Consider the following 13896-nt stretch of genomic DNA (forward strand, 5'->3'; position numbering starts at 1 on the left):
ATTAGTTATAACTAGTTATAATGGATAATAACATAAATATGTTATTTTTTAAATAAAATGTTACAAAAAGTAAAAAACCGATCTGAGATCGGTTTTATATATCAAACGAGAGGAGCCAGCGCTTTATATCTTTGGGAAAGCTCCGTTATTTTTTGTGCAATTGCTTCTTCAGTATTCTCTTCAGTCGGAATCGTCTCGTCTGCATAAGGCTCCAAATCAGGATGACAGCCGATTCTTACCGCGTAAGCAGCGTTTTGAAACATTGTAATATCGTTTGTATCATTTCCGAAGGCAATATATTCTTCAGCATTCACCGGAATTCTTTGCAAGGCGCTCCATTTATGAATATTGGCAGGACTGATGTCAATCAGGTTTTCATTCGTATGTTTATGCACTACCATATCTTCATGTTCAAGCTCCCGCGCCATCGCGTCCATGTCATCTGCTTCAACAATCAAAATCTTAACAAAAGACTCCATTTCTTCAACCGTCACAATTTTCGCCAGTTTAAGTTCATCAACTTGTTTTAAAATCGGGTGGGTGGCAGGACCTGTGTAAGCATAGTTCCAATCACTGTCAATTAAGTATGACGCATTGTATTTTTCAATCAGATGTAAAATTGTTTTTCTTTGTTCATCTGTAAAACAGTGTGTGTGAACGATCTTTCCCGTGCTGGAAGACAACGCGCCGTTTCCGCCGATGAGATACGAATTATGAAAGTGTTTGTCAAGAACCGGTATCATATCACGAATCGGTCTGGCAGAAGCGAAGACTGCTTCATGCCCTTCGTCCTGCAAGGTGAGGATTGCATCAGCTATCACGCTGGAAACGGGTTTTCCTTTAAAACATATCGTTCCATCCAAGTCAAAAACAAATTTCATAGTATCCCCCTGTATATCATTATTTATATCTATTTATAACTAATAATAACATTTATTCTCTTCATCATCCTCATATTTTTCAAGCAGAAAAACCAAACCTTTACGTTTACGTTAAGGTTCAAATGGTGTATAATAGAAACAGATACGACAAGAGGGGGATTCACCTTGGAATGGATGAAGATTGATCAAGTTGCCAAGCGAAGCGGATTGACAAAACGAACCATTCGTTTTTACGAGGAGATTGGTTTGATTCCTGCTCCTAAACGGACAGAAGGCGGCGTCCGGCTTTACTCTGAAGATGATATGGAGGAGCTCGAAAAAGTCACCAGCACAAAAGAAGTGCTCGGTTTTTCCCTTCAGGAGCTTCAGCAGTTTATGGAGATGAGCCGTCAGCTGGAATTAAACAAAGAGGGGTACTTGTTGTCACTGGATCCGAAGGAACGGAAAGAAAAGCTGGAAGAGATTCAGCACGCTTTGAACCACCAGCTTGAGATGATTGATGAGAAGATCAGCACATTTCAGCATTTTAAAACGCGCCTTAACGGAATGAAAGAAAAAGCTGACCGCGCCATTCAATCAATCGAATGATTTTGCTGTAAACGCTATGGATATAGCGTTTCTTTTAATGGATGAAACAGGAGGTCTGGTCAAATGGATACATCATCACAACAGAAAACAGGCTTATTCAGCCAGCCGAAAGCCGTTTGGGCGGTTGCGTTTGCCTGTGTTATTTCCTTTATGGGAATCGGTCTTGTCGATCCGATTCTTCCGGCGATTGCCGCACAATTACATGCTTCACCTAGTGAAGTATCTCTGTTATTTACAAGTTATTTGCTCGTTACCGGTTTTATGATGTTTTTCTCCGGCGCGATTTCCAGCCGGATCGGCGCGAAATGGACGCTGCTTCTCGGACTTATTTTTATCATCGTGTTTGCCGCCCTCGGCGGAAGCTCAAGTTCAATCGCTCAGCTTGTCGGCTATCGCGGCGGCTGGGGGCTTGGGAATGCTCTCTTTATTTCAACCGCGCTTGCCGTCATTGTCGGGGTATCTGTCGGCGGCAGCGCCAAAGCCATTATTTTGTATGAGGCTGCACTCGGCTTGGGGATTTCCGTCGGGCCGCTTGCAGGCGGAGAGCTTGGCAGCATTTCATGGCGCGCTCCGTTCTTCGGAGTGTCTGTCCTCATGTTCATAGCGCTTTGCGCGATTTCACTCATGCTGCCAAAGCTGCCGAAACCGGCAAAACGCGTCGGTGTGTTTGATGCGATGAAGGCGCTCAAATATAAAGGCCTTTTGACAATGGCAGTATCTGCATTCTTATACAACTTTGGATTTTTTATTTTGCTTGCTTATTCTCCGTTCGTGCTGGATTTAGATGAACACGGCCTTGGATACGTCTTCTTCGGCTGGGGGTTATTGCTGGCAATTACGTCAGTCTTTACGGCGCCGCTCGTGCACAAAGCGCTGGGAACAGTGGGTTCGCTCGTCGTTCTCTTTATCGCCTTTGCGGTCATTCTCATCGTCATGGGGATCTGGACTGACCATCAGACGTTGATCATTACATGTATCGTTGTCGCCGGTGCTGTTCTCGGTATGGTGAATACGATCATGACAACCGCTGTAATGGGTTCTGCGCCGGTTGAACGTTCAATCGCGTCTTCAGCCTACAGCTCAGTCCGTTTTATCGGCGGTGCGCTCGCTCCGTGGATTGCGGGAATGCTGTCAGAACACTTCACTGCAAGCACACCATATACAGTAGGCGGGATTGTCGTTTTTGTCGGCATGCTTGTCCTTCTCATGGGACGCAAACATCTCGCCGGAATAAAAGCCGGACATTAAGAAAAAAAGGAACTTCCGCTCAGGCGGGAGTTCCTTTTTGTGTTTACAGCACTTTCGTCGTCCAAGATTCACAATTCCATGTTTCCGTCGCGATATCCATGTAGAACTCGGGTTCGTGGGAAATCAGCAGAATGGAGCCTTTGTATTCTTTCAGCGCGCGTTTCAGCTCTTCTTTCGCATCGACATCCAGGTGGTTTGTCGGTTCGTCAAGCACGAGCAGGTTTGTTTCTGAATTGATCAGCTTGCACAGTCTGACCTTCGCTTTTTCTCCTCCGCTGAGAACGGAGACGCGGCTTTCAATGTGTTTGGTCGTCAGGCCGCATTTGGCGAGGGCGGCGCGGATTTCGTACTGGGTAAAGGAAGGAAATTCGCTCCACACTTCTTCGATGCACGTATTGTTATTGGTTTCTTTCACTTCCTGCTCGAAATAGCCCGTGTATTGATGCTCGCCCCGTTCCACCGTGCCTTCCAGCGGCTGGATTTCACCGAGCAGGCTTTTTAACAGCGTCGTTTTCCCGATGCCGTTTGCGCCGTACAGGGCGACTTTCTGTCCGCGCTCCATTCTGAGATTGAGCGGGCGTGACAGCGGAGTATCGTAGCCGATGACTAAGTCCTTCGTTTCAAAAATGAGCTTGCCTGACGTTCTCGCAGGCTTGAAATGGAATTCCGGTTTCGGTTTTTCGGCCGCCAGTTCGATCATATCCATCTTATCAAGCTTTTTCTGGCGGGACATCGCCATATTTCTCGTGCTGACCCGCGCTTTGTTGCGGGCGACGAAATCTTTCAGCTCAGCCACTTCCTGCTGCTGTTTTTTATAGGCGGCTTCGAGCTGCTGTTTTTTCACTTCGTATACTTCCATAAACTGATGGTAGTCGCCGACATAACGAGTCAGCTCCTGATTTTCCACATGATAAATCAAATTGATCACGCTGTTTAAAAACGGAATGTCGTGAGAAATTAAGATGAACGCATTTTCATATTCCTGCAAATAGCGTTTCAGCCATTCAATATGCTGTTCATCAAGGTAGTTCGTCGGTTCGTCCAACAGGAGGATTTCCGGTTTTTCCAAAAGCAGTTTGGCGAGCAGCACTTTCGTCCGCTGTCCGCCGCTTAAATCTGTGACGTCGCGGTCAAGGCCGACATCCTGCAGGCCGAGGCCGCGGGCGATTTCTTCAACTTTGCTGTCAATCACGTAGAAATCATTGTTTGTCAGGGCGTCTTGAATGACACCGACATCTTCAAGCAGCTGCTCAAGCTCATCAGGGTCCGCTTCGCCCATTTTGTTGTAAATCTCATTCATTTCCTCTTCCATCGCAAATAAGTAATGGAACGCATCTTTCAGCACGTCGCGGATCGTTTTTCCTTTTTCAAGCACGGTATGCTGATCGAGGTAGCCGACGCGCACGTTTTTCGCCCATTCAACCTTACCCTCATCAGGCTCAAGCTTTCCGGTAATAATATTCATAAACGTTGATTTACCTTCGCCGTTTGCTCCGATTAAGCCGACGTGTTCCCCTTTTAAAAGACGGAACGATACATTGTTAAAAAGCGCACGGTCACCAAAGCCGTGGCTTAAATCTTTTACGGATAAAATACTCATCATTACACCTCTATCGTTATCAGACACGCTTTTTTTATCATGTGTCTTTCTCATTTATGATTATAAAGGAGGAGACCGTTTGTTAAAAGGCTTGGAAGGAAAAAGAAAATTGCGTTTGGCGCGTGCATTTGAGATACTATGGAGTAGATTTTAAGAATTGAGGAGAACGACATGACCCAAACATGGCCATTTTTACAGCATACACAACCATTTATCGCCGAAAACTGGGAGGCCTCAGGTTTTCAGGAGCCGACCGTCATTCAGGAAAAAGCCGCTCAGGTGATCATGGAAGGGAAAGACGTCATCGCCGAATCCCCGACGGGAACAGGAAAAACATTGGCGTACACGCTTCCGGTTCTGGAGCGGATCAACCCGGAACAGAAACATCCGCAAGTGATCATTTTAGCGCCGTCCCGCGAGCTGGTGATGCAGATTTTCCAAGTGATTCAGGAGTGGAAAAAAGGCTCTGATCTTCGCGCTTTGTCTTTGATCGGCGGAGCAAACGTGAAAAAGCAGGTGGAAAAGCTCAAAAATAAACCGCATATCATTGCGGGCACACCGGGCAGGGTGCTCGAATTGATTCAGGCGAAAAAGCTGAAAATGCATGAAGTCAAGACGATCGTTCTTGATGAAGCGGATCAGCTCGTGACACAGGAACACCGCGAAACGATGAAAAAAATTATTAAAACGACGCTGAAAGACCGACAGCTTTTAAGCTTTTCCGCTACGCTGCAGCCGGAAACAGAACAGGTGCTGAATACCATCGCACACGAACCGGCCGTTTTGAAAGTGGAGCGGAATACGGCGGAAAAAGCGCGCGTCACACATCAATATCTCGTCTGCGATCAGCGGGATAAAGTAAAGCTATTGCAAAAGCTGTCACGGCTGAACGGCATGCAGGCGCTCGTGTTCGTCAGAGATATCGGAAATTTAAGCGTCTATGCGGAAAAACTCGCCTATCACCACGTGGACCTCGGCATCCTGCACGGAGAAGCGAAAAAAATGGAGCGGGCAAAGATATTATCAGCGTTTGAGCGGGGAGAATTTCCGCTGCTTCTGGCGACTGACATTGCGGCGCGCGGACTCGATATCGATGATCTTCCGTACGTCATTCACGCGGACATGCCGAATGAAGACGGATATATCCACAGATCCGGCCGGACGGGGCGGGCCGGTAAAGAAGGAACCGTACTCAGCCTTGTCACGCCGATGGAAGAATCCAAATTGAAAAAAATGGCCAAATCACTCGGAATTGAGCTGAAAGAGGCCGTTTATTCAGGCGGAAAATTATCTGAGAAATAAGAAACGGAGGGCGGGAAGCCCTTCTTTTTTTGTTGTATAATAATAGAAAAGGTTCAGGCGGGGGCGGGAAGATGGTTTCAATAGACAGATGTCAAATATTGAAGGAACCCGAACTGAAAATACTTGAACACTGGTTTAAGAACGATAATATCAAACGGAGAATGGATGCGATGCTGCCATTAGACGCGTGGTATGCACGATTGAATAAAGATAAAGACGATACTGTCATTATGGGATATGAAGGGGAGTGTCCGGCAGGCATGGCCTCTATAGAGTTTGTGGAGGAACGGGCGTATATCGGGTTGATCGTCAATCCTTTATACCAGCTTCAAGGGTACGGAAAACAGATCTTGCAAAAACTGCTGACTGACCCTGGGTTTACCAGCGTGCGGGAATGGGCGGCAAGCATCGAAAAAGACAATCAAATCAGTTTAGCCTGCTTTCAAGCAGCGGGATTCCCTTTGGAAGATACAGAGCCTGATGAAGACGGCTTTCTTACTTTGATTCTTCGCGGCTGATCCCAAATAAACAGAAAAGGAGGGGACAAAGCCCTCCTTTTTTTCATCATCATGTTAACTTAGATCACTGACTTTGATGATCTGTTTGCCTTTATTTTCTCCTTTAAACAGGCCGAGGAACGCGTCAGGAATATTGCTGAATCCTTCCGTAATCGTTTCTTCATAATGAAGCTTTCCGTCCTTGAGCCATTCGGCCAATTGTTTCGCACCTTCGGAAAAGCGGTCAGCATAATCACTGACGATGAATCCCTGCATCAGCGCTTTTGTTTTGATCAGCTTCGGCTGGACGCGGGGGCCCATGTCTTCTTCTTCACTTTCGGTATTGTACGATGAGATCGCTCCGCATACCGGAATGCGGGCGAATTCATTCAGCAGGTTTATCACCGCATCTGAAATCGGTCCGCCGACATTGTCAAAATAGACATCGACGCCGTCAGGACATGCCTGTTCCAGCGCTTTTTGAATATCATCCGCCGTTTTGTAATTAATGGCTTCATCAAATTGAAGCTCCTCTTTCAAATACGCGATTTTTTCATCAGATCCGGCGATGCCGACAACCCGCGCGCCTTTGATTTTGGCAATCTGTCCGACTGTTGAGCCGACGGCGCCCGCCGCGCCTGAAACGACGACGGTTTCACCTTTTTTCGGACGGCCGATGTCGAGCAGCCCGAAGTAAGCGGTCAGTCCGGTCATCCCTAAAATGCCGAGATACGCCTGGGCGGGTGCGATATCCGTATCCAACTTGCGGAGGGCGGACTCATTGACGGCTGAATATTCCTGCCACGCGAGATTTCCGATCACAACATCTCCTTTTTTCAGCTGATCGCCATCTGTCAGAACCTCGGCAATCACTCCGCCTGTTATGGCTTCATCTAAAGCGAACGGCTCTACATATGATTTTGTATCCTGCATCCGTCCGCGCATGTACGGATCAACGGACACATAACTCGTTTTCACAAGCACTTCGCCGTCTTTCGGTTCGGGTACGGCAATCGTTTCAAAGCGGAAATCGTCATGGGCGGGAACGCCTTTGGGGCGTCTTGCCAATTGAATTTGCTGCTGATTATTCGGCATACTGAATCCTCCTTCAAGATAAGTGGTTGTTCCAAATGTAACACGAACCATTTCCCGATTACAAAATCAAACCGTCAGCGGTCATAAAAAAAGAAGGGCCCAGGGCCCTTCTTTCCTTATATGCATATTTAATAGAATAACCGGTACACATCGGTGTTTTTCTCATGTTCCAAATATTCATAGGCATTCGTTTTTGAAGAATGAAGCATGTCAGCGGTAACGACGGGCTGAAGCGCGGTCAGATAAGAACCCAGCCTATTTTCAATTTCTTTCGGCAGAACGGATTCGATATCACCGATATTGATAATGATAGAGAAAACGAAATCGATATTAATATGAAAAGTATCTTCAGCAAAGGCCGTAAGCTCTTTTATTCCATCCGGGCAGCGGGTATGCCGGCGGAATACCTGCTTCACTAAATCACTGACAACCCAAGCGTTAAATCGCTGTTCCGGTGAAAAGTAATGAATAGGAACCACCTCCCTGCTTAATCGGCTCATGAAGATTTTTATTTTTCTGATAAAAGTAGCTTTCCCTACTGTAACATGTCCCGCCAGAAAATATCCACCGACAATCTGCCCGTTTTTTCACGGAACTCTCTTTCTTTTGTTTGACCTTTGGTTGAGCGGGTAAACATCCAATATACAAAAACAAAAGGGAGGACTTATCAATGAAACCGGTAGTAAGAGAATATACAAATGATCAAAAACTGATGCAGGACGTAAAAGAGCTTCAGCAATTGGGTGTCGCAAAAGAAGACGTATATGTGCTTTCTCATGATGACGACAGAACGGACCGCCTGGCCGATAATACTGATGTCAATACCATCGGAGCGAAAGAAACGGGCATTAAACACGCGGTCGGCAATATGTTTAATAAAAAAGGCGACGAGCTCCGCAACAAAATTCACGAAATCGGCTTTTCGGAAGAGGAAGCATCGCAATTTGAAAAGCGCTTAGATGAAGGAAAAGTTCTTCTGTTTGTCACGGATAACGAAAAAGTAAAATCATGGGCGTAAGCTGAACAGATCCCAAGGGGTTTTCGGTCCCTTGGGATTTTTTTGCGGTTTCCGCAATAAAACCGAAAGGCACATTCTGTACATTTTCGGTGCTGTTTCTCAACTGATTTGATACAATTCGATTGTAATAAATTGGAACAAAGAATCAGGAGGAGCACAATTCATGAAAAAAATGTTATTTATGCTGGCGGTTTGTTTATGTATGACCCCTGCGGACGTCTATGCCGCTGATCTGGGACGGCAGACGTTAGGAACAAATGACGGCTGGGGAGCCGCTTCCGGCGGGACAACCGGCGGCGCGAAAGCCTCTTCATCGAATGTATACACCGTATCAAACAGACAGCAGCTCGTTTCTGCATTAGGGGGAAGCGCCAACAGCACACCGAAGATTATTTACATACAAGGCACAATCAATATGAATACGGACGACCGCAATAAAACGCTCGGCTTTAATGATTATAAAGATCCGGCATATGATCTCAACGCCTATCTGAAGGCGTACGACCCGGACAAATGGGGAAAAAAAGCGCCGTCAGGCACCCAGGAAGACGCCAGACAGCGATCGCAAAAAAACCAGAAGGCACGGGTCGTGGTTGACATTCCTTCAAATACGACGATCATCGGCTCGGGTTCAAATGCCAAAGTGACAGGCGGAAGTTTTAATATAAAGAACGGCGTCGACAATGTCATCATCCGCAACATTGAATTTCAAGACGCTTACGACTATTTTCCGCAATGGGACCCGACGGACGGCAGCAGCGGCAACTGGAACTCGGAATATGACAATATCACCATTAACGGCGCGACGCACATCTGGATCGATCATTGCACCTTTAATGACGGATCGAATCCCGACAGCGGTTTTCCCTACTATTACGGGAGAAAATATCAGCACCATGACGGCCAGACGGATATAGCCAACGGGGCGAATTATATTACATTGTCCTATAATAAATATCATGACCATGACAAAGGCTCCGTCATCGGAAACAGCGACAGCAAGATGTCGGATGAAGGAAAACTGAAGGTGACCATTCACCATAACTATTACCAGAACATCGTCCAGCGCGCACCGCGGGTCCGGTACGGGCAGGTTCATATTTATAATAATTTTTACGCAGGCTCGAAAAGCGCCGCATACCCGTTCAGCTATGCGTGGGGCGCGGGCCACGCGTCAAAAATATATGCCCAGAATAATGTCTTTGAAGTGCCGGGACTGGCTGCTGATAAAGTCATCAGCATCTTCAGCGGCGGAAAAGCGCTTCATGAAGACGGCACTCTTTTAAACGGCGCCTCCATTAACGCGTCAGCCGCCAACGGATTAAGTCAGTCCGTCGGCTGGACACCGTCATTGCACGGTTCCATCGGCTCATCATCAAATGTAAAATCAGATGTTATATCTAAAGCCGGGTCGGGCATATTAAAATAAGAAACAAGAGACACAAAGGAAAATATTCCTTTGTGTTTTTTAATTAACAAAAACGTTTATTAACTTAGTTAAGTAGTAAAATGGGATAGGGGATGGAAGACAACAAAATAGGAGGAGACCTGTAATGGCTTCAGAAAAAGACGCAAAAAAACAGCAGGCAGTAAAAATCATTCCTTTGCTTATTACTGTTGCTGTGGGATTAATCATTTGGTTTATTCCCGCGCCGTCCGGACTTGAACCTAAAGCATGGCATTTGTTCGCTATTTTTGTCGCAACAATTATCGGCTTTATCTCCAAGCCCTTGCCAATGGGCGCAATTGCAATTTTTGCATTGGCAGTCACCGCGTTAACGGGAACGCTATCTATTGAAAATACGTTAAGCGGATTTGGAAACAAGACAATCTGGCTGATTGTCATCGCCTTTTTTATTTCCCGGGGGTTCATCAAAACCGGGCTCGGCGCCAGGATTTCTTACGTATTCGTACAACGGTTCGGGAAGAAAACACTCGGCCTTTCTTATTCACTGCTTTTCAGTGATTTAATTTTATCACCTGCCATTCCGAGCAACACGGCACGGGCGGGCGGCATTATTTTTCCTATTATCAGATCATTATCCGAAACTTTCGGATCAACGCCGGCAGACGGAACAGAGCGGAAAATCGGCGCTTTCTTATTAAAAACCGGTTTTCAAGGAAACTTGATTACGTCTGCGATGTTTTTGACGGCAATGGCGGCGAACCCGCTGATCGCCAAGCTGGCCCACGATGTCGCAGGGGTGGACATCACATGGACAAGCTGGGCAATCGCGGCCATTGTACCGGGATTGGCGAGCTTAATCATTACGCCGCTCGTCATTTATAAGCTGTATCCGCCGGAAATTAAAGAAACACCGGATGCGGCTAAAATCGCAACGGAAAAATTGAAAGAAATGGGTCCGTTTAAAAAATCCGAACTCTCCATGGTCATCGTGTTTTTATTGGTGCTTGCGCTGTGGATTTTCGGAGGAAGCTTAAATATTGACGCAACGACGACGGCCCTGATCGGATTATCCGTTTTGCTTTTGTCACAGGTATTAACATGGGAGGACATCAAAAAAGAACAAGGTGCATGGGATACGCTGACTTGGTTCGCGGCGCTTGTGATGCTGGCGAATTTCCTGAATGAGCTCGGTATGGTGTCTTGGTTCAGCAATATGATGAAATCTTCTGTTTCCGGTTTTTCATGGATTGTGGCATTTATGATTCTGATTGTCGTGTATTATTACACGCATTACTTCTTTGCGAGCGCAACCGCGCATATCAGCGCCATGTATGCGGCATTTCTCGCCGTCATCGTGGCGGCAGGCGCTCCGCCGCTGTTGGCGGCGCTCAGCCTGGCGTTTTTCAGCAACCTTTTCGGTTCTACGACGCATTACGGCTCAGGAGCGGCTCCGGTCTTTTTCGGAGCGGGTTATATATCGCAAAGCAAATGGTGGTCCATCGGCTTTATCCTGTCAATCGTCCATATTGTGACATGGCTTGTGATCGGCGGATTATGGTGGAAAGTATTAGGGTTATGGTAGAAGAAAAAGTGGCTGGGACAAAACTAGCTTCAAATAATGAGAAAGGTGAATTTGGGGGTACTCAAATTCATCTTTCTTTATTTTTATGTATAAATTCTTCTATTACCTTAGAAGTTGGCAGTGAATTTTCTTAAATTCACTGCCATTAATGCGAGACCCATTTCGTTTGCTACCTTCGATTTTCCTCGTACAGAAAATCGAGTGAAACGCAAATTAGCCTTCAAGAATCCAAAAACTGGTTCCACATCGGTTTTACGTTTTCGATAGATGGCACTCGTTTTCTCTTCTGAAAGCTTCGCTCTCACATATTCTTTTTGCTGTTCCCATTTTTTGTTCACCATTAGTTTTCGATTGTTTCCTTCTTTTGCCTTGGTACATGATGAACGGAATGGGCATCCTGAACAGTCTTCGCACTCGTAGACTTTGAAACTCCTTTGGAAACCTGTAGCGTCCGTTCGGACAGAATGATATTGAAATTCTAAACGTTTCTGATTAGGGCACGTATATGTATCGGTTTCTTGATCATATACCCAGTTATCAGGATTAAATGTATTTTGTTTGTACTTTTTCTTTTGTTCCTTCAAAAACATGTTATATGTTATCAGTGCTTCTCGGTTTCTGTTTGAGAGAATATCACTAAAGTTTTGTTCACTACCATAACCTGCATCTGCAACTATATGTTTCGGTAACTCGAAATAATGTTGCTCGATCTCATCTAAAAATGGAATTAACGTACGTGTATCTGTTGGGTTTGGAAATAGACTATAAGCAAGCGCATATTGACCTTCCGTTGCGATTTGTACATTGTAACCAGCTTTCAATTGCCCGTTTTTCATATAATCATCTTTCATTCGCATAAATGTCGCATCTAGATCTGTTTTAGAATAGCTATTACGTGGTCCAAAGATTTTAAGATCCTGTTGGTACTTCCGTTTTCTTAGGATAAAATCAATCAACTGTTTACGCACTTGTTTCGGGTATTTTCGTTCCCTTCGTAAGGCTTTTCGTTCCGTAACGTCTGAAGATGCTTCTATTTGTTTATCATATTCGGTCACTACTTCGTCTACTTTTTGAACCATTTGAGTGAGCTCTCCAAATGATAGCTGTTCATCACTTTCCCGTTCCATTTGGGGTATGATTTCGTTCTCAAGCAACTCATTGTACAACTGGTTTGACTTATCAATTAAACGCTGATGAAATTTCTCAATCGCTTTCTTCCAGACAAACGTAAATTTATTCGCATTCGCTTCAATCTTTGTACCATCGATAAATATCGCTTCTTGATCGATCAGTTTTTCTTCAATCAATTGGCAGCGAAATTGGATGAAACATTGACGGATTAAATCTTTCACTACTGGTTGAACACGAAATCGGTTAATTGTACGGTAGCTTGGTTCATACCCTTGAGCTAACCACATCATACGGATACTGTCTTTTAATAGGGCCTCTATTTTACGCCCTGAAAAGACAGATTGAGTGTAGGCACATAGAATAATTTTAAGCATCATGCGTGGATGATAGGCAGGACAACCTTCATTTCGAAGAAATGGTTCAAACGCTTCTTGAGGGATACTTTCCACTAAATGATGGACATGGTAGGCAATATCATTATTTTGTAACTTTACTTCTAAATCTAAAGGCAAAACGATTTGATTCATGGTATAATCTTTAAACATAAGGACACTTCTTTCTGATTAGATTTTGTATGGTAACTTAATTTTATCAGAAGTTGTCCTTATTTTTTATTGTAAAATAATCAAAAACGGTGAAAGTTTACTCGTCGTAAAATTTCACCGTTTTTTTCGTCTTAGAGGTGGGTTTTGTCCCAGCCCCTTTTTTATTTCTGTAGGGAATGGGAAGGGCCTGCACATGATGACTTCAGTGCGAATAGAATATTGCCGGGGTGATAATATGAGCAGCGGCCGTGATCAATACATGATATTGAAACAGAAACCTTACAAATATATGAGCAGACATATGAAACGCCGGTATGAACAATTACCATGTGAACTTGAAAGACCGGAAACAGGGGCGGAAAAACGGTTTCCGTCTTCAGATGAAAATCGATCTGCCTTGTGCGTACCCGGGCTGCGAGGTCCCGAAGGCAAAAGAGGACCCGCCGGCTCCCGCGGTCCGCAAGGGGAGGCGGGTCCGCCCGGTCCCCCGGGGCCTGAGGGACCGCCCGGAGCGGTTCCTGCGGTAGCTTTTCAAAATACAGCAGACCAGATGATGATTCCGTTAGAAGGAACACCGATAAACGTGTTAAGCACAGTGATAGCCGCGCCGACAGATCAATTGGTGAAAACGGATGCCGTCATACAAGTAAATGTGGAATTAGACCCGCTCGCGTCTCATTTCTCATTGGTCTTAGCTGTCGATCTGCAAAGAAATGGCGTATCGATACAAACACAGAGACAAGAGCGGAACCTCTTTTCTTCAGGCGGACAAATCATAGGAATTCCTTTTACGTACATCGACGAAATGAAGGCGGATGAAACAGCCGCGTACCAGCTCTATTTATCCGTCCTTTCTTCGAATCTCGTAACACAAGTCGCAGCGGCAAACCGCTCCCTCATTGCGACGGGATTCCCCATTCAAGGACCGGACTAAGGTGATGAATAGAAATCACCTTTTTTATTTAGGTTGTCAAAACACAGCCCGTATTAATATGCTGTCT

Annotated in this window: 13 protein-coding genes; 8 read left to right on the forward strand and 5 right to left on the reverse strand. The window is 45.4% G+C overall.

Going from position 1 to position 13896, the window contains the following annotated elements:
• Positions 1 to 101: 101 nt before the first annotated feature.
• Complete coding sequence (locus NYE50_RS03960; protein ID WP_060963355.1) at positions 102 to 881, reverse strand: HAD-IIB family hydrolase; 780 nt, start codon at positions 879 to 881, stop codon at positions 102 to 104.
• Positions 882 to 1046: 165 nt separating this feature from the next.
• Between NYE50_RS03960 and NYE50_RS03965 the strand changes: the two genes are divergently transcribed.
• Together NYE50_RS03965 and NYE50_RS03970 are read left to right on the forward strand one after the other, a co-directional pair.
• On the forward strand, positions 1047 to 1469 hold the full coding sequence (locus NYE50_RS03965; RefSeq protein WP_003155658.1) for a MerR family transcriptional regulator: 423 nt from the start codon (positions 1047 to 1049) through the stop codon (positions 1467 to 1469).
• A 63-nt stretch (positions 1470 to 1532) separates the two neighbouring features.
• On the forward strand, positions 1533 to 2717 hold the full coding sequence (locus NYE50_RS03970) for an MFS transporter (RefSeq protein ID WP_007408959.1): 1185 nt from the start codon (positions 1533 to 1535) through the stop codon (positions 2715 to 2717).
• A gap of 43 nt (positions 2718 to 2760) precedes the next feature.
• On the opposite strand, the gene NYE50_RS03975 is transcribed toward NYE50_RS03970, so the two are convergent.
• Entirely contained in the window at positions 2761 to 4317 is a 1557-nt protein-coding gene (locus NYE50_RS03975) for an ABC-F family ATP-binding cassette domain-containing protein (RefSeq protein ID WP_012117051.1), read from the reverse strand.
• A gap of 171 nt (positions 4318 to 4488) precedes the next feature.
• Between NYE50_RS03975 and NYE50_RS03980 the strand changes: the two genes are divergently transcribed.
• Positions 4489 to 5619, forward strand: a complete 1131-nt coding sequence (locus NYE50_RS03980; RefSeq protein WP_014417161.1) for a DEAD/DEAH box helicase — start codon at positions 4489 to 4491, stop codon at positions 5617 to 5619.
• A gap of 71 nt (positions 5620 to 5690) precedes the next feature.
• The gene (locus NYE50_RS03985) at positions 5691 to 6137 is read left to right on the forward strand and encodes a GNAT family N-acetyltransferase (RefSeq protein ID WP_159353887.1); all 447 of its coding nucleotides are present in this window, start codon (positions 5691 to 5693) and stop codon (positions 6135 to 6137) included.
• Between the two features lie 54 nt (positions 6138 to 6191).
• On the opposite strand, the gene NYE50_RS03990 is transcribed toward NYE50_RS03985, so the two are convergent.
• Together NYE50_RS03990 and NYE50_RS03995 are read right to left on the reverse strand one after the other, a co-directional pair.
• Positions 6192 to 7211: an NADP-dependent oxidoreductase gene (locus tag NYE50_RS03990; RefSeq protein WP_014417163.1), complete on the reverse strand. Its 1020-nt coding sequence runs from the start codon at positions 7209 to 7211 to the stop codon at positions 6192 to 6194.
• Between the two features lie 128 nt (positions 7212 to 7339).
• Positions 7340 to 7690 carry a DUF3212 family protein gene (locus tag NYE50_RS03995; protein ID WP_007610002.1) on the reverse strand — a complete coding sequence of 117 codons (351 nt, stop codon included), beginning with the start codon at positions 7688 to 7690 and terminating at the stop codon, positions 7340 to 7342.
• Positions 7691 to 7881: 191 nt separating this feature from the next.
• Here NYE50_RS03995 and NYE50_RS04000 point away from each other — a divergent pair, with 191 nt between their 5' ends.
• The 3 genes from NYE50_RS04000 (at position 7882) to NYE50_RS04010 (ending at position 11219) form a co-directional block, all read left to right on the forward strand.
• A complete protein-coding gene (locus NYE50_RS04000; protein ID WP_003155650.1) occupies positions 7882 to 8229 on the forward strand; it encodes a general stress protein in 348 nt (115 codons plus the stop codon).
• Between the two features lie 163 nt (positions 8230 to 8392).
• The gene (locus NYE50_RS04005; RefSeq protein WP_224988023.1) at positions 8393 to 9658 is read left to right on the forward strand and encodes a pectate lyase family protein; all 1266 of its coding nucleotides are present in this window, start codon (positions 8393 to 8395) and stop codon (positions 9656 to 9658) included.
• A 124-nt stretch (positions 9659 to 9782) separates the two neighbouring features.
• Positions 9783 to 11219 carry an anion permease gene (locus NYE50_RS04010; RefSeq protein ID WP_007408966.1) on the forward strand — a complete coding sequence of 479 codons (1437 nt, stop codon included), beginning with the start codon at positions 9783 to 9785 and terminating at the stop codon, positions 11217 to 11219.
• A 107-nt stretch (positions 11220 to 11326) separates the two neighbouring features.
• Here NYE50_RS04010 and NYE50_RS04015 read toward each other — a convergent pair whose 3' ends face one another.
• Complete coding sequence (locus tag NYE50_RS04015; protein ID WP_340762868.1) at positions 11327 to 12895, reverse strand: IS1182 family transposase; 1569 nt, start codon at positions 12893 to 12895, stop codon at positions 11327 to 11329.
• A gap of 235 nt (positions 12896 to 13130) precedes the next feature.
• Between NYE50_RS04015 and NYE50_RS04020 the strand changes: the two genes are divergently transcribed.
• Entirely contained in the window at positions 13131 to 13829 is a 699-nt protein-coding gene (locus NYE50_RS04020) for a hypothetical protein (protein ID WP_022552740.1), read from the forward strand.
• The last annotated feature ends 67 nt before the right edge of the window (positions 13830 to 13896 follow it).

It is taken from the genome of Bacillus sp. EU55, from assembly GCF_038005925.1.
Taxonomy (GTDB): Bacteria; Bacillota; Bacilli; order Bacillales; family Bacillaceae; genus Bacillus; species Bacillus velezensis.

What these genes read in the sequence shown, in the direction of transcription:
- NYE50_RS03960 (WP_060963355.1), bottom strand. Translation starts at nt 881, where the DNA reads ATGAAATTTGTTTTTGACTTGGATGGAACGATATGTTTTAAAGGAAAA.
- NYE50_RS03970 (WP_007408959.1), top strand. Translation starts at nt 1,533, where the DNA reads ATGGATACATCATCACAACAGAAAACAGGCTTATTCAGCCAGCCGAAA.
- NYE50_RS03975 (WP_012117051.1), bottom strand. Translation starts at nt 4,317, where the DNA reads ATGAGTATTTTATCCGTAAAAGATTTAAGCCACGGCTTTGGTGACCGT.
- NYE50_RS03980 (WP_014417161.1), top strand. Translation starts at nt 4,489, where the DNA reads ATGACCCAAACATGGCCATTTTTACAGCATACACAACCATTTATCGCC.
- NYE50_RS03985 (WP_159353887.1), top strand. Translation starts at nt 5,691, where the DNA reads ATGGTTTCAATAGACAGATGTCAAATATTGAAGGAACCCGAACTGAAA.
- NYE50_RS03990 (WP_014417163.1), bottom strand. Translation starts at nt 7,211, where the DNA reads ATGCCGAATAATCAGCAGCAAATTCAATTGGCAAGACGCCCCAAAGGC.
- NYE50_RS04000 (WP_003155650.1), top strand. Translation starts at nt 7,882, where the DNA reads ATGAAACCGGTAGTAAGAGAATATACAAATGATCAAAAACTGATGCAG.
- NYE50_RS04005 (WP_224988023.1), top strand. Translation starts at nt 8,393, where the DNA reads ATGAAAAAAATGTTATTTATGCTGGCGGTTTGTTTATGTATGACCCCT.
- NYE50_RS04010 (WP_007408966.1), top strand. Translation starts at nt 9,783, where the DNA reads ATGGCTTCAGAAAAAGACGCAAAAAAACAGCAGGCAGTAAAAATCATT.
- NYE50_RS04015 (WP_340762868.1), bottom strand. Translation starts at nt 12,895, where the DNA reads ATGTTTAAAGATTATACCATGAATCAAATCGTTTTGCCTTTAGATTTA.
- NYE50_RS04020 (WP_022552740.1), top strand. Translation starts at nt 13,131, where the DNA reads ATGAGCAGCGGCCGTGATCAATACATGATATTGAAACAGAAACCTTAC.